Annotated in this window: 17 protein-coding genes; 12 read left to right on the forward strand and 5 right to left on the reverse strand. The window is 65.7% G+C overall.

Translation table 11 applies throughout. The features are described 5' to 3' along the window. Window positions 1–31 precede the first annotated feature (31 nt). Together PSTAB_RS17515 and PSTAB_RS17520 are read left to right on the forward strand one after the other, a co-directional pair. Window positions 32–1,408 (forward strand): L-serine ammonia-lyase, encoded by a 1,377-nt coding sequence (locus PSTAB_RS17515; protein WP_013984007.1) that lies wholly within the window; start codon window positions 32–34, stop codon window positions 1,406–1,408. A 143-nt stretch (window positions 1,409–1,551) separates the two neighbouring features. Next, entirely contained in the window at window positions 1,552–5,718 is a 4,167-nt protein-coding gene (locus PSTAB_RS17520; RefSeq protein ID WP_013984008.1) for a chemotaxis protein CheB, read from the forward strand. Between the two features lie 85 nt (window positions 5,719–5,803). Here the strand turns inward: PSTAB_RS17520 and PSTAB_RS17525 are convergent, their stop codons facing one another. Beyond that, window positions 5,804–7,363, reverse strand: coding sequence for a sigma-54-dependent phenylalanine hydroxylase transcriptional regulator PhhR (locus tag PSTAB_RS17525; protein WP_013984009.1), 1,560 nt, complete (start codon window positions 7,361–7,363; stop codon window positions 5,804–5,806). Between the two features lie 245 nt (window positions 7,364–7,608). Between PSTAB_RS17525 and phhA the strand changes: the two genes are divergently transcribed. From phhA to cynS, 5 genes are all read left to right on the forward strand, one after another. Then, window positions 7,609–8,394, forward strand: coding sequence for a phenylalanine 4-monooxygenase (phhA, locus tag PSTAB_RS17530; protein WP_013984010.1), 786 nt, complete (start codon window positions 7,609–7,611; stop codon window positions 8,392–8,394). A 226-nt stretch (window positions 8,395–8,620) separates the two neighbouring features. Then, on the forward strand, window positions 8,621–8,977 hold the full coding sequence (locus PSTAB_RS17535) for a 4a-hydroxytetrahydrobiopterin dehydratase (RefSeq protein WP_011914586.1): 357 nt from the start codon (window positions 8,621–8,623) through the stop codon (window positions 8,975–8,977). Continuing rightward, a complete protein-coding gene (locus PSTAB_RS17540) occupies window positions 8,977–10,173 on the forward strand; it encodes an amino acid aminotransferase (protein ID WP_013984011.1) in 1,197 nt (398 codons plus the stop codon). Before PSTAB_RS17535 ends, PSTAB_RS17540 begins: the two co-directional genes overlap by 1 nt. A gap of 203 nt (window positions 10,174–10,376) precedes the next feature. Continuing rightward, on the forward strand, window positions 10,377–11,138 hold the full coding sequence (locus tag PSTAB_RS17545) for a phytanoyl-CoA dioxygenase family protein (protein ID WP_013984012.1): 762 nt from the start codon (window positions 10,377–10,379) through the stop codon (window positions 11,136–11,138). 84 nt (window positions 11,139–11,222) lie between these two features. Then, complete coding sequence (cynS, locus tag PSTAB_RS17550) at window positions 11,223–11,672, forward strand: cyanase (protein ID WP_013984013.1); 450 nt, start codon at window positions 11,223–11,225, stop codon at window positions 11,670–11,672. Between the two features lie 4 nt (window positions 11,673–11,676). On the opposite strand, the gene PSTAB_RS17555 is transcribed toward cynS, so the two are convergent. Further along, on the reverse strand, window positions 11,677–12,231 hold the full coding sequence (locus tag PSTAB_RS17555; protein ID WP_013984014.1) for an ankyrin repeat domain-containing protein: 555 nt from the start codon (window positions 12,229–12,231) through the stop codon (window positions 11,677–11,679). Window positions 12,232–12,342: 111 nt separating this feature from the next. Next, the gene (locus tag PSTAB_RS17560) at window positions 12,343–13,881 is read right to left on the reverse strand and encodes a catalase (RefSeq protein ID WP_013984015.1); all 1,539 of its coding nucleotides are present in this window, start codon (window positions 13,879–13,881) and stop codon (window positions 12,343–12,345) included. 290 nt (window positions 13,882–14,171) lie between these two features. Between PSTAB_RS17560 and codB the strand changes: the two genes are divergently transcribed. Together codB and codA are read left to right on the forward strand one after the other, a co-directional pair. Then, entirely contained in the window at window positions 14,172–15,449 is a 1,278-nt protein-coding gene (codB, locus tag PSTAB_RS17565; protein ID WP_013984016.1) for a cytosine permease, read from the forward strand. Window positions 15,450–15,462: 13 nt separating this feature from the next. Beyond that, window positions 15,463–16,698: a cytosine deaminase gene (codA, locus tag PSTAB_RS17570; RefSeq protein ID WP_013984017.1), complete on the forward strand. Its 1,236-nt coding sequence runs from the start codon at window positions 15,463–15,465 to the stop codon at window positions 16,696–16,698. Here the strand turns inward: codA and PSTAB_RS17575 are convergent. Continuing rightward, window positions 16,692–17,378 (reverse strand): c-type cytochrome, encoded by a 687-nt coding sequence (locus PSTAB_RS17575; protein WP_013984018.1) that lies wholly within the window; start codon window positions 17,376–17,378, stop codon window positions 16,692–16,694. The two genes, codA and PSTAB_RS17575, sit on opposite strands and share 7 nt — an antisense overlap. Window positions 17,379–17,717: 339 nt before the next feature. Between PSTAB_RS17575 and PSTAB_RS17580 the strand changes: the two genes are divergently transcribed. Both PSTAB_RS17580 and PSTAB_RS17585 read left to right on the forward strand, forming a co-directional pair. Further along, the gene (locus tag PSTAB_RS17580; RefSeq protein ID WP_013984019.1) at window positions 17,718–18,221 is read left to right on the forward strand and encodes an acyl-CoA thioesterase; all 504 of its coding nucleotides are present in this window, start codon (window positions 17,718–17,720) and stop codon (window positions 18,219–18,221) included. Between the two features lie 116 nt (window positions 18,222–18,337). Next, window positions 18,338–18,682, forward strand: coding sequence for a zinc ribbon domain-containing protein YjdM (locus PSTAB_RS17585; RefSeq protein WP_011914597.1), 345 nt, complete (start codon window positions 18,338–18,340; stop codon window positions 18,680–18,682). Between the two features lie 47 nt (window positions 18,683–18,729). On the opposite strand, the gene PSTAB_RS17590 is transcribed toward PSTAB_RS17585, so the two are convergent. Beyond that, entirely contained in the window at window positions 18,730–19,437 is a 708-nt protein-coding gene (locus PSTAB_RS17590) for a DUF1294 domain-containing protein (protein ID WP_013984020.1), read from the reverse strand. A gap of 132 nt (window positions 19,438–19,569) precedes the next feature. Here PSTAB_RS17590 and PSTAB_RS17595 point away from each other — a divergent pair, with 132 nt between their 5' ends. Next, the gene (locus PSTAB_RS17595; RefSeq protein WP_013984021.1) at window positions 19,570–20,403 is read left to right on the forward strand and encodes an NYN domain-containing protein; all 834 of its coding nucleotides are present in this window, start codon (window positions 19,570–19,572) and stop codon (window positions 20,401–20,403) included. Window position 20,404 lies beyond the last annotated feature (1 nt).

Consider the following 20,404-nt stretch of genomic DNA (forward strand, 5'->3'; position numbering starts at 1 on the left):
GGCTTATACAAGCCTCGCCTGGAGCCTCCCAATGTCCCTCAGTGTCTTCGACCTGTTCAAGATCGGTATCGGCCCGTCCAGCTCGCACACGGTGGGCCCGATGCGCGCCGCCCTGCGCTTTGCCGAAGGCCTGCGCCGTGACGAGCAGCTGGCAGCGACCCGCGCCATCAAGGTCGAGCTGTACGGCTCGCTCGGCGCTACCGGCAAGGGCCACGGCAGCGACAAGGCCGTGCTGCTCGGGCTGGAGGGCGAACATCCCGAATCGGTGGATACCGACAGCATCCCGGCGCGCCTGGCGACGATCCGCGAGCGTGGCGAACTGCGCCTGCTCGGCGAGCACCCGATCCCGTTCGACAGCCGGGCGCAGCTGGCCTTCATCCGCCGGCCGCTGCCCTTCCACCCCAACGGCCTGATCTTCCGCGCCTTCGACGCCGCCGGCCTGCAGCTCTGTAGCCGCGAGTACTACTCGGTGGGTGGCGGATTCGTGGTCGACGAACAGGCCGCCGGCAGCGATCGCATCGTCGAGGACGCCACCGCACTGGCCTACCCCTTTCGCAGCGCTGCCGAGCTGCTCGATCACTGTGCTGCCCATGGGCTGTCCATCAGCCAGCTGATGCTCGCCAACGAGGCCGCCTGGCGGCCGGAAGCAGAGACCCGCAGTGGCCTGCTGCGTATCTGGCAGGTCATGCAGGACTGCGTCGATGCCGGCTGCCGTACCGAAGGCGTGATGCCCGGCGGCCTCAAGGTGCGTCGCCGCGCGGCGGGCCTGTATCGCCAGCTCAGCGAACACCCCGAGGCCAACCTGCGCGATGCGCTCAACGTGCTCGACTGGGTCGATCTCTATGCGCTGGCGGTCAACGAGGAAAACGCCAGCGGCGGGCGCGTGGTCACGGCGCCCACCAATGGCGCGGCGGGCATCATTCCGGCCCTGCTGCATTACTACATGCGCTTCGTCCCGGGTGCGGACGAGGACGGCGTGGTGCGCTTCCTGCTCACCGCCGCCGCCATCGGCATCCTCTACAAGGAGAACGCTTCGATTTCCGGCGCCGAGGTGGGCTGCCAGGGCGAGGTAGGCGTGGCCTGTTCGATGGCTGCCGGCGCGCTGTGCGAAGTGCTCGGCGGCACGCCACAACAGGTCGAGAACGCCGCCGAGATCGGCATGGAACACAACCTCGGGCTGACCTGCGACCCGGTCGGCGGGCTGGTGCAGGTGCCCTGCATCGAGCGCAACGCCATGGGTGCGGTGAAGGCGATCAACGCCGCGCGCATGGCCTTGCGCGGCGATGGCCGGCACTTCATCTCGCTGGACAAGGTGATCCGCACCATGCGCCAGACCGGCGCCGACATGAAGAGCAAGTACAAGGAAACCGCCCGCGGCGGTCTGGCGGTGAACATCATCGAGTGCTGAGGACATGGGCCGCGCCACGCGAGCCGGCCGCACAGTAATCGCGTGCGCAAAGCCTTATCATCCGTTCGGCAGCGATGGACTCCCTGCTTCGTTCTGCTGTCTGCCCTTTAATGCCCGGAAGTCCCAATGCACCCGAGGATTCGATGAGTACCAGCCCTGAGCCGTCCGTGCCGAAGAACAGCAACCTGACCCGCAGCACGCTGCAGTTTCCCGTGGTCGGTATCGGCGCCTCGGCAGGCGGACTCAAGGCGCTGATGACGCTGTTCGAACACATGCCGAAAGATTGCGGCATGGCCTTCGTGGTGATCATGCACCTCTCGCCCAAACACGAGAGCAAGGCCGACCAGATCCTGCAGAAGGCGACCCGCATGCCGGTGCTGCAGGTCACCCAGCCGACGCCCATCGAGCGTAACCACATCTACGTGATTCCCCCGGCGCTGGACCTGTCGATGAACGACGGCTACCTGCGCCTGACCGAGCCGCAGCGCGAGCGCGGCGTGCAGGTGGCCATCGACCTGTTCTTCCGCACGCTGGCCGACACCCACCACACCCACGCCATCGGCATCGTGCTTTCCGGCAGCGGTGCCGACGGTTCGGTGGGGCTGTCGCGCATCAAGGAACAGGGCGGCATCACCCTGGCGCAGGAACCCGGCGATGCGGAGTTCGAGTCGATGCCGCGCAGCGCTATCGAAACCGGCATGGTCGACATCGTTCTGCCGGTGGCCGACATCGCGCAGAAGCTGGTCGAACTGCGCCGCAACATGCAGACGCTGCTCGAGCAGTTCCGCCCGGTGCCGGCGCCCGAGGACGGCGAGCACCCCGCGGTCGAGCCGGGCGAGATGTACTACATCCAGGCGCAACCCCAGTCCAAGCCCAACGAGCTGGCGCTGCGCGAGATCCTCGCCGCGCTGCGCACCCGCACCGGCCACGATTTCCGCCATTACAAGCTGGCCACGGTGCTGCGCCGCATCGAACGGCGCATGCAGGTCAATGCCCTGCCCGACATGCCCAGCTATGCCCGGTACCTGCAGGGCAACCCGGAGGAAACCCCGGCACTGCTGGCCGACATGCTGATCGGCGTGACCAACTTCTTCCGCGACCGCGAGGCCTTCGAGGCGCTGGAACGCGACATCATCCCCGTGCTGTTCGAGCAGAAGCTCGCCACCGATGACCGCGCTCTGCGTGTCTGGGCCGCGGCCTGCTCCACCGGCGAGGAAGCCTATTCGCTGGCCATGCTGCTCACCGACCAGGCCGCCCACAGCGGGGTCGACATCCAGACCCAGCTGTTCGCCACCGACATCGACGATCGCGCCCTGGAAACCGCGCGCGCCGGCGTCTACCCCGAGGCCATCGTCACCGACGTCACCCCGGCCCGACTGCGCCAGTACTTCGTCAAGGATCAGAACCAGCTGCGCCTGCAGAAGGAGCTGCGCGAGCGAATCCTCTTCGCCCGTCCCAACATCCTGCGCGACCCGCCATTCTCGCGGCTCGACCTGATCTCCTGCCGCAACCTGATGATCTACCTGGACCGCGACATCCAGATCGAAGTGCTGCGCATGTTCCACTTCGCCCTCAACCCCGGTGGCTACCTGTTTCTCGGCAGCTCCGAAACCGCCGACGTCTGCAGCCAGCTGTTCACCGCGGTGGACAAGAAGAACCGCATCTACCGCGCCAAGGAAGTGGGCTCCTCGCTGCGCCGCGCGCCCCTCGGCCCGGTGCACGGCTTCACCCTCAGCACGCCGCCGCGCCCGCCGTTCAGCGAGCCGCACCGGCGCCACCGCAAGTTCTCCTTCGCCGACGTGCACCAGCGCGCGCTCGAGCAGTACGCGCCGCCCAGCGTCATCGTCAACCAGGAGGCGGAGATCGTGCACATGTCCGACCGCGCCGGGAACTTCCTGCGCTATGTCGGCGGCGAGCCCTCACTGAACCTGACCACCCTGGTGCATCCCCAATTGCGCCTCGAACTGCGCACCGCGCTGTACCAGGCCGCCCATACCGGCAAGAGCGTGGAGGCACGGCGCGTGCGTCTGGAACGCGACGGCCGCAGCTACTACGTGAACATGGTGGTGCGCCCGTTCCGCGACAACGAGGCAGGCAGCGACTACATGCTGGTGCTGTTCGACGAAGTGGAAGCCTTCATGGACAGCAGCACGCTGGAGGATCCGGACACCAAGGACAGCGTCCTGACCCAGCTCGAGGCGGAACTGCAGCACACCAAGGAGCGCCTGCAGATCACCATGGAGCACTCGGAAACCTCCACCGAGGAACTGCGCGCCTCCAACGAGGAGCTGCAGGCGATCAACGAGGAATTGCGCTCGGCCACCGAGGAGCTGGAAACCAGCAAGGAAGAGCTGCAGTCGATCAACGAAGAGCTCACCACCGTCAACTACGAGCTCAAGAGCAAGGTCGACGAGACCAGCAAGATCAACGACGACCTGCAGAACCTGATCTCCTCCACTGACATCGCCACGGTCTTCGTCGACCGCAAGATGCGCATCAAGTGGTTCACCCCGCGTGCCAGGGACATCTTCAACGTGATCGGCAACGATGCCGGCCGCTCGCTGTTCGACATCACCCACCGCCTGGACTACCCGCTGCTGGCCAAGGACGCCGCCGAAGCCTTCGAAGAGCTGCACCTGGTCGAGCGCGAGGTGCGCGACCGCGAGGGCCAGCACTGGTACCTGGCGCGCTTCCTTCCCTATCGCACGCTGGACGACCGCATCGAAGGCGCCGTGCTGACCTTCATCGACATCACCGACCGCCGCCGGGCCGAGGAAGAGCTACGCGCCGGCGAAGCCCACCTCAAGCTGCTGGCGCAGAGCACCAAGGGCTACGCCATCATCACCCTGGACTGTGACGGCCTGATCACTACCTGGAACTGCGGTGCCGAGCTGATCCTGGGTTACCGCGAAACCGAAGTGCTCGGCCAGACGGTGGACATCATCTACACCGAGCAGGATCGCCAGGCCGGTGTTCCGGAAGCCGAACGCCAGCGCGCACTGCAACATGGGCAGGCCACGGACGAGCGCTGGCACGCCCGCCGCGATGGCAGTCGGTGCTTCCTCAGCGGCCTGCTCAATCCACTGGTGGATGGTACGGGCAAGGTCATCGGCTTCGCCAAGATCGCCCGCGACCTCACCGAGGAACGCCAGCGCAGCTCCGAACAGCAGAACGAACTGGAGAGTGTGCAGGCGGCCAACCTGCAGAAGGACCAGTTCTTCGCCGTACTCTCCCACGAGCTGAAGCACCCGTTGAACCTCATCCAGCTCAACACCGACCTGGTCGCCCGCTCTCAGGCGGTGAAGAACAACCCGAGCCTGCACAAGGCGACGCAGTCGATCCAGAACGCGGTGCGCAGCCAGTCGCGGATCATCGACGACCTGATGGATGTCTCGCGTATCCGCACCGGCAAGCTCAAGCTGCACTTCGCCACGCTGCGCTATCAGGACGTGCTGCGCGGCATCGAAGCGGTGTTCGCGCCGCTGGCACAGAGCGAGAACATCAGCTTCGAGAGCTTCAAGCCGGACGCCCCCATCTACATCCAGGCCGACCCGACGCGCCTGGACCAGATCATCTGGAACCTTCTGAACAACGCCTGGAAGTTCTCCAAGGGTGGCGAACGCATCTGCATGCAACTCGAGCGCGAGGGCGGCCAGGCCCGGCTCGACGTCATCGACACCGGCGAAGGCATCAGCGCCGACTTCCTGCCCAAGGTCTTCGACATGTTCGGGCAGGCCGAGATGCAGCATGCGCAGCGTGCCAAGCACGGGCTGGGCATCGGCCTGGCGCTGGTCAAGCAGCTGGTCGAGGCGCACAACGGGCGCATCGAGGCCTATTCGGAAGGCATCGGCCGCGGCGCGCGCTTCAGCGTCTGGCTGCCGGTGCACCTGCAGACCGAATTCGAACTCAGCGACCTGGCCAATGCCGATGCCGCCGGTGGGCTCAGGGGCATCCGCATCCTGCTGGTGGACGACTCGCCGGACATCCTTGAAACCATGTGCGAGCTGCTGCAAAGCGAGGGCGCCGAGGTCACCACTGCCGACGGCGGTGCGCGGGCCATCGAGCTGGCCGAGCAGACGCCGTTCGATGTGATCGTCTCCGACATCGGCATGCCGGAGATCGACGGCCACAAGATGATGGCCATCATCCGCCAGCAGGGCGCCAATCGGGACACCCCGAGCATCGCCCTGACCGGCTACGGCACCTTGCGCGACGTGGAAAAGGCCATGGCCGCGGGCTTCACCCTGCACCTGCGCAAACCCATCGACCTGCAGGCGCTGATCGACGCGGTGAGCCAGGCGGTGCACTGACTGCCACGCTCGGTAGCAGGTTGATGGCTTGAACGTTCATGCCGCCCGCAAAGCATGAAGCGATCTGCGCGGCCGCCAGCAGGCCTCAGCCGTCGGCCCTGCCCACGCCATGCTCGCGCAGCTTGTTGGCGATGGTGGTATGCGACACGCCAAGGCGCTTGCCCAGCTGACGGCTGCTCGGAAACTGCTTGTACAGCCCCTCCAGCACGGCCTTCTCGAAGCGCCCGACGATGCTGGCCAGGTCGCCCTCCAGCGAAAAATCACCCAGTGGCTGCGCCGCGCCGTAGCCCGGCAGACGGATGTGCTCGGGCTTGATGATGCCGCCCTCGCACAGCGAAACCGCCTGGAACAGGGTGTTCTCCAGCTGCCGCACGTTGCCCGGCCAGTGATAGCCGGCCAGGCGCTCCAGCGCCTGCGGCGAGAGCGTCGGCAGCGCACAGCCGATCTGCCGGCTGGCCTGATCGATGAAGTGCAGCGCCAGCGGCTGCAGACCGTCCAGACAATCGCGCAGCGGCGGAATGTGCAGCGACAACACGTTGAGCCGGTGATACAGGTCCTGGCGAAACTCACCCTTGGCGCAGAGCTCGGACAGGTCCACCTGGGTCGCGCAGATCACCCGCACATCCAGATAGACCTCTTCGTCGCTGCCGACCCGGCGGAAGCCACCGTCCTGCAGGAAGCGCAGCAGCTTGGCCTGCAGCCGCGGGCTCATCTCGCCGACGCCATCGAGAAACAGCGTACCGCCTGCGGTCAGCTCCAGCAGGCCGAGCTTGCCTTCCGGCCGCGCGCCCTCGAAGGCGCCGGGGCCGTAGCCGAACAGCTCGGTCTCGGCCATCGACTCCGGCAGGCCGGCGCAGTTGAGCGCCATGAAGGGTGACTGCCCACGCGGGCTCGACAGGTGACAGGCGCGCGCCAGCAGTTCCTTGCCGGTGCCGGTCTCGCCCTCGATCAGCAACGGCGCATCCAGCGGTGCCATGCGCCGCGCCTCGCGCACCACCGCGGCCATCACTTTCGAGCTCTGGAAGATGCTGTCGAAGCCGCGCAGCTCCTGCTTGCGCACCTGGTAGATGCGTTCACCGACCCGGTCGGCGCGATGCAGGGTCAGCACCGCGCCGGCCAGCGCCTCGCTGTCGTCGTGTTCGGATTGCAGCGGGGCGATGTCGGCGAGAAACACATCGCCCTTGATTTTCACCCGCAGCCCGTTGATCCGCGCCTTGTTGGCGCGCACCAGTTCCGGCAGGTCGAAGTCCTCGGCGTAGCGCGACAGGCTCATGCCCGGAACCTCGTCGACGCGCACGCCGAGCAACTGCGCAGCGGCACGGTTGGCGGCAACGATGGCACCGCTCATGTCGATGGAGAGGACGGGGAATTCCAGCGCGCCGAGCAGTGCATTGAGTTCCAGGGAATGCCGCTCGCTGGGCATCAGGCTGACCTTGCGCAGCTCGAACACGCCGGGCAGCGCCTCGATCTTCGGCCGCAGCGCCTGCAACTGCAGGTTCATCAGGTTGGGGCAGTGCAGATAGACGGCATTGCCCTGCTCGCCGCCCACCTCGCCGCGGGCCACGTTGATGCCGTAATCCACCAGCAGGTTGAGCATGTCGCGCAGGATGCCGACGCGGTTCTGGCAGAGAATCTTGATACGCATGGCGGAGCCCTGTTGTCTTGTTGTGGGGCCGGCGCTGCAGTGCAGCGCAAATTATCGTCAAGATTATTTGACAGTTTGCTCGATTGGCAACGCCGCCGATCCGGCTGCCGACCTCTCTGTCATGTATTTCTTACAGCGCAATACCACGCACATGCGACATTGCGCCACAGCGCCTCTCCCCTGCGGCACGCCTTCGCGTTCGAATGAGGGCAACAACAAGATGCCCAAGCGGCCCAGGAGAAGCGATGAAGACCACCCACTACGTAGCCCGCGAACCGGACGCGCAGGGGCATATTCATTACCCCGACGCCGAGCACGCGGTGTGGCAGACGCTGGTCGAGCGTCAGCTGAAACTGCTCGACGGGCGCGCCTGCCAGGAATACCTCGACGGCCTCGACCAGCTCGCCCTGCCCCACGAGCGCATCCCGCAGCTCGGCGAGATCAACCGCGTGCTGGCCGCCACCACGGGATGGCAAGTGGAGCGCGTACCGGCGCTGATCCCCTTCCAACGCTTTTTCGAACTGCTGGCGAGCAAGCGTTTTCCCGTCGCGACCTTTATCCGCACCCCGGAAGAGCTGGACTACCTGCAGGAGCCGGACATCTTTCACGAGATCTTCGGTCACTGCCCGCTGCTGACCAACCCCTGGTTCGCCGAATTCACCCACACTTACGGCCAGCTCGGCCTCGAGGCCAGCAAGGAGGAGCGGGTGTTCCTCGCCCGCCTGTACTGGATGACCGTCGAGTTCGGCCTGGTGGATACGCCCGCCGGCCGGCGCATCTATGGCGGCGGCATCCTTTCCTCGCCGAAGGAAACGCTCTACAGCCTGTCCGCCGAACCCGAGCACCAGCCGTTCGACCCGCTGGAGGCGATGCGCACGCCCTATCGCATCGACATCCTGCAGCCGCTGTACTTCGTCCTGCCGGACCTCAAGCAGCTGTTCGACCTCGCCCAGCAGGACATCATGGCGATGGTGCGCGAGGCCATGCGCATGGGCCTGCACCAGCCGAAGTTTCCGCCGAAGGCGGCGTAGCGTGGACAACGCCGCAGGCTTGTCCACGCGTTTCGCTGGTCGAAGCCGACACGTGGAAAACGCTTCGCGGTTTTCCACCCTACGCTGATCTAAACCCTGCGGAAGGAACCTGGCCGCAAAGCCTCCTACTTTGTAGGGTGGATAACGCCGAAGGCTTATCCACGCGGCCAGTAAGCCCCGGCCAATTCACCTACCCTTTCCAATCTGCAAACAAAGGACCTACACCATGACCGCCCTCGCCCAAGCCCAATGCGAAGCCTGCCGCGCCGATGCACCCAAGGTGTCCGATGAAGAACTGGCCGAGCTGATCCGCGAAATCCCCGACTGGAACATCGAAGTGCGCGGCGACCACATGGAGCTGGAACGTGTCTTCCTGTTCCGCAACTTCCGCCACGCCCTGGCCTTTACCAACGCAGTCGGCGCCATCGCCGAGGAAGTCGGCCACCATCCCGCCCTGCTCACCGAGTGGGGCAAGGTCACCGTCACCTGGTGGAGCCACGAGATGCGCGGCCTGCACCGCAACGACTTCATCATGGCCGCCCGCACCGACCAGCTCGCCGCCAGCGCGGAGGGCCGCAAGTAATGCACTTCGGCCAGATTCCCCGCGTACCCGGCGACCCGATCCTCGGCCTGATGGACCTGTATCGCGCCGACACCAACCCGGCCAAGCTCGACCTCGGCGTCGGCGTCTACAAGGACGCCCAGGGCCTGACGCCGATCCCGCGCGCGGTGAAGCTGGCCGAGCAGCGCCTGGTGGACAGTGAGCAGACCAAGAGCTACATCGGCGGCCACGGCGACGCCCAGTTCGGTGCCCTCTTGCTGCGTCAGGTGCTCGGCAGCCGCGCCATTGCCCTCGGCGAGCAGCGTGCCGGCTGCACCCAGGCGCCGGGCGGCACCGGTGCGCTGCGCCTGGCCGGCGAGTTCATCGCCAAATGCCTGCCAGGGCGCAGCATCTGGCTGAGCGATCCCACCTGGCCGATCCACGAAACCCTGTTCGCCGCCGCCGGCCTGCGCGTGCAGCACTACCCCTACGTCGATGCCGACAACCGCCTCGATGTCGACGGCATGCTCGCCACGCTGCAACAGGTGCCGCCTGGCGACGTGGTGCTGCTGCACGCCTGCTGCCACAACCCCACCGGCTTCGACCTGAATCACGACGACTGGCTGCGGGTGCTGGACGTGGTGCGCGCGCGCGAATTGCTGCCGCTGTTCGACTTCGCCTACCAGGGCTTCGGCGACGGACTGGAAGAGGACGCCTGGGCGGTACGGCTGTTCGCCGAAACGCTGCCGGAGATGCTCATCACCAGTTCCTGCTCGAAGAACTTCGGCCTCTACCGCGAACGCACCGGCGCGCTGATCGCAGTCACCAGCGATGCCGAGCGCCTGCTCGACGTGCGCAGCCAGCTCGCGTCGCTGGCCCGCAACCTCTGGTCGACGCCACCGGCCCACGGCGCCGCGGTGGTGGCGACGATCCTGGCCGATGAGCCGCTGCGGCAGATCTGGCAGGACGAGGTGGAGCGCATGCGCCGGCGCATCGCCAGCCTGCGGCAGGGGCTGGTCGAGGCGCTGACGCCCTATGGGCTGGCCGAGCGCTTCGCGCACATCGCCCAGCAGCGGGGGATGTTCTCCTATACCGGCCTGACCGCCGAGCAGGTACGCCGGCTGCGCGCCGAAGATTCGGTGTATCTGGTGGAAAGCGGTCGCGCCAACGTCGCCGGGCTGGATGCCGAGCGCCCGGACGATCTGGCCAGGGCCATTGCACGGGTGGTGCAGGCCTGAACGATGTGAAGGTGCGCGCCGGTGACGCCGCTTCTGGCGACGCCGCCGGGTGCGCCGGAGCGAGAGAGCAGAGGCGCGGCTCGTGACCACGCGACTGGCTGCCGCAGCAGCGCCGGCACAGTAGCGCCGCAAGCTTTCAACCGGCTTTCAACGCGCGGCCGAGCTGCCTATGCTGGAGTCTGGCGCTCTACCCGGCCGATGCCATGACCGACTCCGTCACCCTTCGGCAACAGCTCGCCGCCCTGCATCAGCAGGGCTTCGTGCTGCTGCCTGCCGTACTCGATCCCGGGGGCATCGCGGCGCTGCGCGAAGCCATCGATGGCCTCGAACCCATCCACTGGGATTACCAGGGCCTGGTCGACGACCACTACAAGTGCGTCTTCAATCGCTCGCCGTTCTGGCTGCGCTTTCTTGATCTGGCAGGGGTGATCGAGCTGGCCGAGGCGGCACTCGGGACGGACTGCCATATCATCGGCCAGACCGCCTGGCGCAGCCGCCCGGGCTTTATCGGCGGCGAGCTGCATGCCGACTACCTGGCCATGGAGCTGCCGGAAAGCCTGCTGGCCGATCCCGCGTTCGAACTGCCGATGCAGATCTGCACCGCACACCTGTATCTGAATGACATCGACGCCGACCTCTGCCCGACGCTGGTGATCCCCGGCAGCCACCGCGCCGGGCGCAAACCGCAGCCGGGCGAAACCCAGTGGCACGGCCGCTCGGCCGAGCCCGTGCTGTGCAAGGCCGGCGACATGCTGCTGTTTCGCAGCGACCTCTGGCACGCGGGCAGCCGCAACCGCAGCGCCGAGCGCAGCCGCTACCTGCTGCAGATCCACTATGGCCGGCGCATGGTGGCGCAGAAGTTCTCGCCCTACCTGCACTTTCGTTTCAATCCCGAGGTGCTGGCCGCCGCCACACCGCGCCAGCGCCGCCTGCTCGGTGAGCACGAGGCGGCCGAATACGACTGAACCCCCTGGCACCGAACCTGCATCGACCGAGGCCCGCCGCGCCCGTGCGGCCATTGACTCGCATTCGCCAGATGAGGATTCGCCATGATCAGCAGTCGTGAACAGGTCACCCAGATGATCGTCTCCGCCAAGGTGCGCAAGGGCCTGAAGTGGGCGCATGTCGCCGAAAGCATCGGCATGTCCAAGGAGTGGACCACCGCCGGCTGCCTCGGTCAGATGGCCTTCGACAAGGCCCAGGCGGAAACTCTGGGGCAGCTCTTCGAACTCTCCGACGAGGCCGTCGCCTGGCTGCAGATCGCCCCCTACAAGGGCTCGCTGCCCACCGCGGTGCCGACCGACCCGCTGATCTACCGCTGGTACGAGCTGGTCAACGTCTACGGCACCACCATCAAGGAGCTGATCCACGAGGAGTTCGGTGACGGCATCATGAGCGCCATCGACTTCTCCATGGATATCCAGCGCCAGAGCGACCCCAAGGGCGATCGCGTCAACGTGGTGCTGTCCGGTAAGTTCCTGCCCTACAAGAGCTACTGAGGGATCAGCGGGAGCGGATCTCCCCGCGCGCCAGGCTTTCCACGCTGTTGCCCAACGGGTCCGCCGCATTCAGGTCCGCACCACGCTCGCGCAGCGCCTGGAGCAATGCCTCGCGCTGGAACAGCGCGGCGTACATCGCCGGCGTCTGCCCGGCGTTGTTGCGCTGGTTGGGATCGCACTCGGTGGCCAGCAGGCGCTTGGCGATGCCGAGCTCACCCTTGAAGATGGCCCCGAGCAGGGCGGTATTGCCGCGCTTGTCCTCGGCGCAAGCATCGGCCCCGGCGGCGAGCAGGCGCTCCACGGTCTCGCCATGGCCGTTGTAGGCCGCCAGGATCAGGGCGGTATAGCCCTTGTCGTCGGCGCTGTTCAGGTCGTAACCGGCCCGGATGAATTCGTCGAGGACCTCGTTATCGCCGAAGCGCGCGGCATTGAAGAAGTAGTCGCGCAGCTGCTGCCGGACCGCCTCGGGCGTGTCCACAGCATCCGTCAGCGGGCCATCGGCGGCCAGGGCGGCCCCGCTGCCCAACAGCAGCGCTGCCATCAGCAAAAGACCTTGCATATAGCCTCCACAAAAAAAGACCCGGGCCATCGCCCGACCCGGGTCGAAACAACCGGCACCCATGCAGCGCAAAGGAGCCTCTACTGCATGCCGGGCGCCGGTCCGGGGACCTTAGTCCTTGAGCTCGGCGGCCAGCGCCTTGACCCGCTTGAGGTCGGCCTTGGCGACCTTGGTCAGGCCCTCGCCGTAGTTGGCATCGGCCTTGTAGAAGAACGACAGCAGGATGTGCCTGGCCTCGTCGTCCGCCTTGGCCAGCTCGCCACCCAGGGTGTTGATCAGGTCGGTCTGCTCCTTCTTGCTGAACGAGCGATACAGATCGCCGGCCTGCTTGAAGTTCTGCTGACGCTGGATCGGCGCCTGCTGGGTGGTCCCGCTCAGCGGCAGCTTGGAGTAGACGGCGCGTGGCGTTTCCTCACGGTTCTCGCGGCGGCTCGGCTGGTAGTTGACGCTGCTGGTGGTGTGGCCGGCGTTCAGCTGGCCGTCCTGGTTACCGTTGTTGACCGGCACCTTCGGGCGGTTGATCGGCAGGCTCATGCCATTGGCACCGACGCGGTACATCTGGGTATCGGCGTAGGAGAACAGACGGCCCTGCAGCAGGCGGTCCTCGGACGGCTCGATGCCCGGCACCAGGTTGGCCGGCGCCATGGCGACCTGCTCGGTTTCCTGGAAGATATTGTCCGGGTTCTTGTTCAGCACCATCTGGCCGATCTTGCGCTCGGGCACGTCAGGCCAGATCTTGGTGGCGTCCAGCGGATCGAAGTCGAACCTGGCCAGGTCCTCCGGCTTGAGCACCTGGATCATCAGGTCCCACTTGGGATAGTCGCCGTTGTCGATGGCGGTGATCAGGTCACGGGACAGGTGGCTGTAGTCCTTGCCCTGCATCGCCTCGTTCTCTTTCGGGTCGAGGTTCTTCAGGCCCTGCAGGCTCTTCCAGCGGAACTTCACATAGTGGGTTTCACCCTGCTCGTTGACGAACTTGTAGGCGTGCACGCCGTTGCCATCCATCATCCGGTAGCTGGCCGGAGTGCCCTGGTTGGAGTACAGCAGGGTCAGGGTGCGGGTGGCTTCCGGGTGGTGCGAGAGGAAGTCGAAGCGGCGGCTGTCGTCATCCAGGTTGGTGCGCGGGTCCGGCTTGAAGGAGTGGACCATGTCCGGGAACTTGACCGCGTCGCGGATGAAGAAGGTCGGGAAGTTGTTGCCGACCAGGTCCCAGTTGCCATCGGCGGTGTAGAACTTGGTGGCGAAGCCGCGCGGGTCGCGCAGGGTTTCCGGCGAGTGCAGACCGTGCACCACGGTGGAGAAGCGCACGAACACCGGCGTGGTGCTGCCCTTCTCGAAGACCTTGGCCAGGGTCAGGTCGGAGATGTCTTCAGTGGCGGTGAACTCGCCATGGGCACCGGTACCACGGGCGTGCACGACGCGCTCGGGGACGCGCTCGCGACCGAAACGCTGCAGCTTCTGCAGCAGCTGCACGTCCTGCAGCAGGGTCGGGCCGTTGGGTCCGGCGGTCTGGGAATTCTGGTTGTTGCCGACCGGCGCGCCATTGTCGCGGGTCAGCGGAGCAGCGTGGGCAGGCAGCGCAAGGAGGCTCGCGGAAAGGACGCCCAGCGCAAGGCGCGCTGGCGTGGAGCCAAAGGTCATACGGGACATGGGTGATTCCTCTTCGATTTTCTGATGCGCTTATGGCGCGTCGGAAAGCCTAAGAGGGGGGCCGACGATGCCCCAATTGAATAAGCCGAACAGCGCGATAGAGAAAATGTCGCTCCGCCTGGAGGAACTTCGCGCCAGCGCCATGGCGGTGCGAGGCGACAGGCCGCTGCACCGCGATGAGACATTCGCCGCCGTCATCCGACGCGACAGCCCCGCTTGGCCGATCGGTCAGCTATGGCATGGCATCTGCACTCCCAGCGCATTCAACCGGCGCTTGCGGAGCAACCACCATGAAACAGCCCGTCGATACCGACTACCCCCTGAGCGAAGTGCCCGCCGGCGCGCGCAAGGGGCTGTGGTCCACCTCCATCCTGCTGTTCGGCTTCACCTTCTTCACCGCCACCATGTTCGCCGGCGGCAAGATCGGCCTGGCCTTCGACTTCAAGACCATGCTCTGGGCAGCAGTGATCGGCAACCTGCTGCTCGGGGCCTATGCCGCCGCGCTCGGGCTGATCGCCTGCCGCAGCGGACTGAACTCGGTGCTGATGGGGCGCTTCTGCTTCGGCGAAGTCGGCAGCCGGCTGTCCGACTTCCTGCTCGGCTTCACCCAGATCGGCTGGTATGCCTGGGGCACGGCGACCATCGCCATTGTTCTGGTGCGCCTGCTGGAGTTGCCAGAAAGCTGGACGATGCCGTTGATGGTGCTGTTTGGGTTCGGCTTCTGCCTGACCGCCTTCGTCGGCTACAAGGGCCTCGACCTACTCTCGCGCATCGCGGTACCGGCGATGCTGATCCTGTTGATTGCCTCGCTGTGGACCGCAACCCGTGACATTGGCGGAGTGGACGGGCTGCTCGCCGTGCAGCCGGGCGACAGCCTGACCCTCGGCATGGCCATCACCCTGATCTTCGGCACCTTCGTCAGCGGCGCGACCCAGGCCACCAACTGGACGCGCTTCGCCCGCAGCAGCAAGGTCGCGGTATGGGCCAGTTTGATCGGTTTCTTCATCGGCAACGGCTTGATGATCGTCGCCGGCGCCTACGGGGCCATCGTCTACCAGCAGCCAGATATCGTCGAAGTGCTGGTGCTGCAGGGCCTGTCGATGGCCGCAGTGGTGATGCTCTTCCTCAACCTCTGGACCACCCAGGACAACACCATCTACAACTTCGCCGCTGCCGGCTGCAACCTGCTTCGCACCGAACGCCGCCGGCTGGTGACGCTCGGCGGTGCCTTCGTCGGCACGCTGCTGGCGCTGGGCGGCATGTACGAACTGCTGATCCCCTTCCTGATCCTGCTCGGCTCGATCATCCCGCCCATCGGCGGCGTAATCATGGCCGACTACTTCTACCGCCATCGCGGGCAGTACCCGAAACTGGCCGAGGCGCGCCTTCCCAAATACAACAGCCTGGGCCTGGCGGCCTATGTGCTGGGCGCCGCCTGCGCCTATTTCTCGCCCTGGGTGGCGCCCATCGTCGGCATACTGGTGGCCGCCGCAGCCTATATTGTGCTGTACGAGGGTCAGCGCCTGGCCCTGTCGCGCACGGTGCTGACGCAAACCGACGCACGCTGATCAAGGAGCCACCATGAACATCCTCAACGCCCGCCTACGCGGCCGCAGCGGCCTGTACCGCATCGAACTGGACGGCGCGCGCATCGCCGCCATCAGCGCGCAGCAGGCGCCGGCCGAAGCCAACGAGGGCGATATCGACGCCGCCAGCAACCTGGTGGTGCCGCCCTTCATCGAACCGCACATCCACCTGGACGCCACCCTTACCGCTGGCCAGCCGGCCTGGAACATGAGCGGCACGCTGTTCGAAGGCATCGAACGCTGGGGCGAGCGCAAGGCGCTGGTGACCCACGAAGACACCAAGGCGCGGGCGAAGAAAACCATCGACATGCTGGTCGACCACGGCATCCAGCACGTGCGCACCCACGTCGACGTCACCGACCCGACGCTGTCGGCGCTCAAATCCATGCTCGAGGTGCGCGAGGAAACCCGCCACCTGATCGACCTGCAGATCGTCGCCTTCCCGCAGGAGGGCATCGAGTCGTTCAAGGGCGGTCGCGAGCTGATGACCGAGGCGATCGCCATGGGCGCCGATGTGGTCGGCGGCATTCCGCACTTCGAGAACACCCGCGACCAGGGCGTCAGCTCGATCAAGTTCCTCATGGACCTGGCCGAGCGCACCGGCTGCCTGGTGGACGTGCACTGCGACGAAACCGACGACCCGCAGTCGCGCTTTCTCGAAGTGCTCGCCGAAGAGGCACGGGTACGCGAGATGGGCGAGCGGGTCACCGCCAGCCACACCACGGCGATGGGCTCCTACGACAACGCCTACTGCTCCAAGCTGTTCCGCCTGCTGAAGCTGTCGCAGATCAACTTCGTCTCCTGCCCGACCGAGAGCATCCACCTGCAGGGCCGCTTCGACACCTACCCCAAGCGCCGGGGCCTGACCCGCGTGGCCGAGATCGACCGCGCCGGGATGAACGTCTGCTTCGGCCAGGATTCCATCGTCGACCCCTGGTACCCGCTGGGCAACGGCAACATCCTGCGCATCCTCGAAGCTGGGCTGCACATCTGCCACATGCTCGGCTACGAGGACCTGCAGCGAGGCCTGGACCTGATCACCGACAACAGCGCACGCACCCTGAACCTGGGCGAGCGCTACGGACTGGAAGTGGGGCGTCCGGCGAACCTGCTGGTGCTGTCGGCAGCGGACGACTACGAGATGCTGCGCACTCAGGGCCATGCCCTGCTCTCGGTGCGCAACGGTGAGGTGCTGATGCGCCGCACGCCGGCGCAGATCCAGCGTTACTGAGCGGCGGCGGTGGTCTTGCGCAGGCGGTCGATGTTGGCCGTTTCCTCGGCAGCCGTCAGCTTCAGCTGCGACAGGTAGGCGGCCAGCGCCTCGACATCCGCTGCGGACAGATGGCTGGCGACGCCGATCATCACCGAGCCGGCCCGGCTCGGGTCGTTCTCGCGGAAGCGCGTCAGCGCCTTGCGGATGTACTCGTCGGGCTGCCCGGCCAGACGCGGCATGGTCTCCATGCCTTCGGCATGAGCCCCGTGGCAACCGGTGCAGGTGGTCTGGAAGATCTTCTCGCCGGCCTTGCGCAATGCCGGGGCGGCTCCACCCTCGGGTGGGTTGACCTTCTGCTGGCTGAAGAACACCGCGATGTTCACCCGCTCCTCCATGCTCAGGTTCTGCGCCAGCTTGGACATGACGAAATCGACGCGCTCGCCGCTGGCGAACTTCTCGAACGAATGAAACAGGTATTGCGGGTTCTGCCCGGCCAGATTGGGAATGTGCTTGCGCTTGCTGTTGCCGTTCTCGCCATGGCAATAGGCACAGAACACCGCGCGCTCCTGGCCGGCCAGGGTGGCCTGCTCGCGCCGCTGCTCGTCGGCCATGACGTAGTTGAACCGTTCGATGACCTCATCGCTGGCATGGGCGAGCGGAACGAAGCAGGCAAGCAGAGCGAGAACGAGCTTACGCATGGGAGGCATCCGTTACTGAAGTAGCCGGTGGGTGTTTTTTTTAGGCGCCCGACTATAGGAAGCCTGTGCCCGGGGAAACCCGGCACAGGTCAACAAAAGTGCCCGAGAGCGACGCATCTCCCGCCTTTCGTGATCCAGATCACACTCGAGCGATTACCCCACGAAATAACAGGCCATTCACGCCTTAGCTGATCGTATTTCCGCCAAAACCGACGTGTGCGCGCCTTTGCCGCATTGACGATAGAAAAAATCGATGAAGCGTTTCGCCAGATAGGCCAGACAGACGGGAGGTATTCGACTAAAGTAGCAACCCTTCACCACCTAGGAGCCGTAACCCCCATGCTAGATGGACATGCAGAGCTGACCATGACCGTGCTGATGACGCCGGACAAAGCCAATTTCTCCGGCAACGTACATGGCGGCACGCTGCTCAAGTATCTCGACGAAGTTGCCTATGCCTGCGCCAGCCGCTATGCCGGGCAGTACGTCGTCACCCTCTCGGTGGACCAGGTGGTGTTCCGCCAGCCGGTGCATGTCGGCGAGCTGGTCACCTTCCTCGCCTCGGTCAACTACACCGGCACCACCTCGATGGAAATCGGCATCAAGGTGGTGACCGAAGACATCCGCTCGAAGACGGTGCGTCACACCAACAGCTGCTTCTTCACCATGGTCGCCCTCGGCGAGGACGGCAAACCGGTGCCGGTGCCGCCGCTGAATCCAAAGACACCCGAGCAGCAGCGCCGCTTCGCCCAGGCCTACCAGCGCCGCGAGATCCGTCGTGAGCTGGAACACCGCTACAGCGAGCTGCGTGCCGGTAACGAGCGCCTCGCTGCCGTGCAGTAATAAGCTGCATCCCGGAATCGACGTGGTCCTGGCCGGCCTGGTGGCCACGTCGCCCGTTTTGTAACAAAACCTTATACAATGCACGGCTTTCCGCACATTCCATTCAAGGACCTGCCGTGAGCGCGCTGCCCCCCTGCCCCAAATGCAACTCCGAATACACCTATGAAGACGGCCAGATGCTGGTCTGTCCCGAATGCGCCCATGAGTGGTCCGCCAGCGACAGCGCTGCCGCCACGGGCGATCAAGACAAGGTGATCAAGGACGCGGTGGGCAATACCCTGCAGGACGGCGACACCGTCACGGTGATCAAGGACCTCAAGGTCAAGGGCTCGTCGCTGGTGGTCAAGGTCGGGACCAAGGTGAAGAACATCCGCCTGGTCGACGGCGATCACGACATCGATTGCAAGATCGACGGCATCGGCGCGATGAAGCTGAAGTCCGAGTTCGTCAAGAAGGTCTGAGCCGCGATGCTCGCCCGAAAGCCAGGCATTCGCCGGGCTTTTGCGTTTCAGAGCAGCTGCAGCAGCCAGTCCAGGCGCTCGCGGGTGAAGCCGCTGCCGATGAACAGCAGGTCGATCCAGAACGCCTGGTGCAGCACCACGATCAGCCAGAACAGCAGCTGGTAGCCGAGCTTGCGCGTCTTGTGACGAAAAACCTGCTGCGCCAGCAACGCACCCGGCCAGCCACCTGCCAGCTCGAAGAGATGCAGCGTGGTTTCCGGCGTGCGCCAGCGGTCCTTCAACGCGCTGTGCTTGTCGCGCCAGTAGAGAAAGAAGGTCAGCAGGCTGGCAACGGCATAGAGCGCCAGCGGCAACGCCGAGCCCAACCGATGCAGGCTGCCCAGCAGCGGTAGCAGACAGAGCAGGGCGAACAGCGCCAGCTTGAGCGGGAGCTGCTGGACATTGCCCGCAACCAGCCGCCGCGCAGGCCTGCCCCGCCCCGACTCGCGCTTGCCAGTCGAGTGCGAGCGGGCCGGCCGCTGACGAATCGCCGGCTGATCCAGCGTCAGCGGGGTATCCAGCCGCACATGCTCGGCTCGCAGACGGCCCTGCGCATCGCGCCCCGCCACGAAGAGCACCCGGTCGCCCACCAGCGGCCGGCGCTCACCATGCACTGCCGAAATATGCACGAACAGCTCTTCGCCGCCCTGCTCCGGACGAATGAAGCCGAAGCCCTTGTCGTCGTTCCAGCTTTTCAGCGTACCCCGTCGTTCCATGCCCGAGCCCGAGAATGCAAAGCGCGCATGCTAACCGAGCAGGCGACGCTCGGCATCCGCGCGGCAGGTCGCTATGGCCACGGCATGGCGGTCGGCGTTATGGTCGGGTGATCATCAGCCCAGGGATGAACCATGGCCAGCAAGCCCAGCAGTGCGAACAAGCAGAAACACCTCGCGGTTCTGATCGACGCCGACAACGCGCCGGCGGCCATCGTCGAAGGCCTGTTCGAGGAGATTGCCAAGTACGGCGTCGCCAGCGTCAAGCGCATCTATGGCGACTGGACCAAACCCAACCTCGGCAGCTGGAAGAAGGTGCTGCTCGATCACTCGATCCAGCCGATCCAGCAGTTCGCCTACACCTCCGGCAAGAACGCCACCGACAGTTCGCTGATCATCGACGCCATGGACCTGCTCTACACCCGGCGCTTCGACGGCTTCTGCCTGGTCTCCAGTGACAGCGACTTCACCCGCCTTGCCGCACGCATCCGCGAGGAAGGCCTGACGGTGTATGGCTTCGGCGAACAGAAGACGCCCTCGCCGTTCGTCTCGGCGTGCGACAAGTTCATCTATACCGAGATCCTGCGCGCCGACGCGGCCAAGGCCAGCGTCGAGCCGCCGACGCCGGAGAAACTCGCCGCAGCCGCCGCGCAGGTCGAGGAAGGCGCAGCCAGGCCGGCACGCACCAGCGACAAGGGCGAGGCGATCAAGTGCCAGCAGGTGCCGGTGGACTTCATCGCCAAGATTCTCGACGACCTGACCGAGGAGGACGACTGGATCCAGCTCGGCACGCTCGGGCAGAACATCAGCAAGCTGCGCCCGGCCTTCGATCCTCGCCTGTACGGCTGCAGGAAGCTCAGCGACCTGATCGCCGGCCAGCCCAAGCGCTTCGACCTGGAGTCCCGCGGCAGTAGCGCCACCGGCGGCAAGGACCTCTACGTGCGCTTGCGCAAGCCCGCCAAGCACTAGC

It is taken from the genome of Stutzerimonas stutzeri (genome assembly GCF_000219605.1).
GTDB lineage: Bacteria > Pseudomonadota > Gammaproteobacteria > Pseudomonadales > Pseudomonadaceae > Stutzerimonas > Stutzerimonas stutzeri.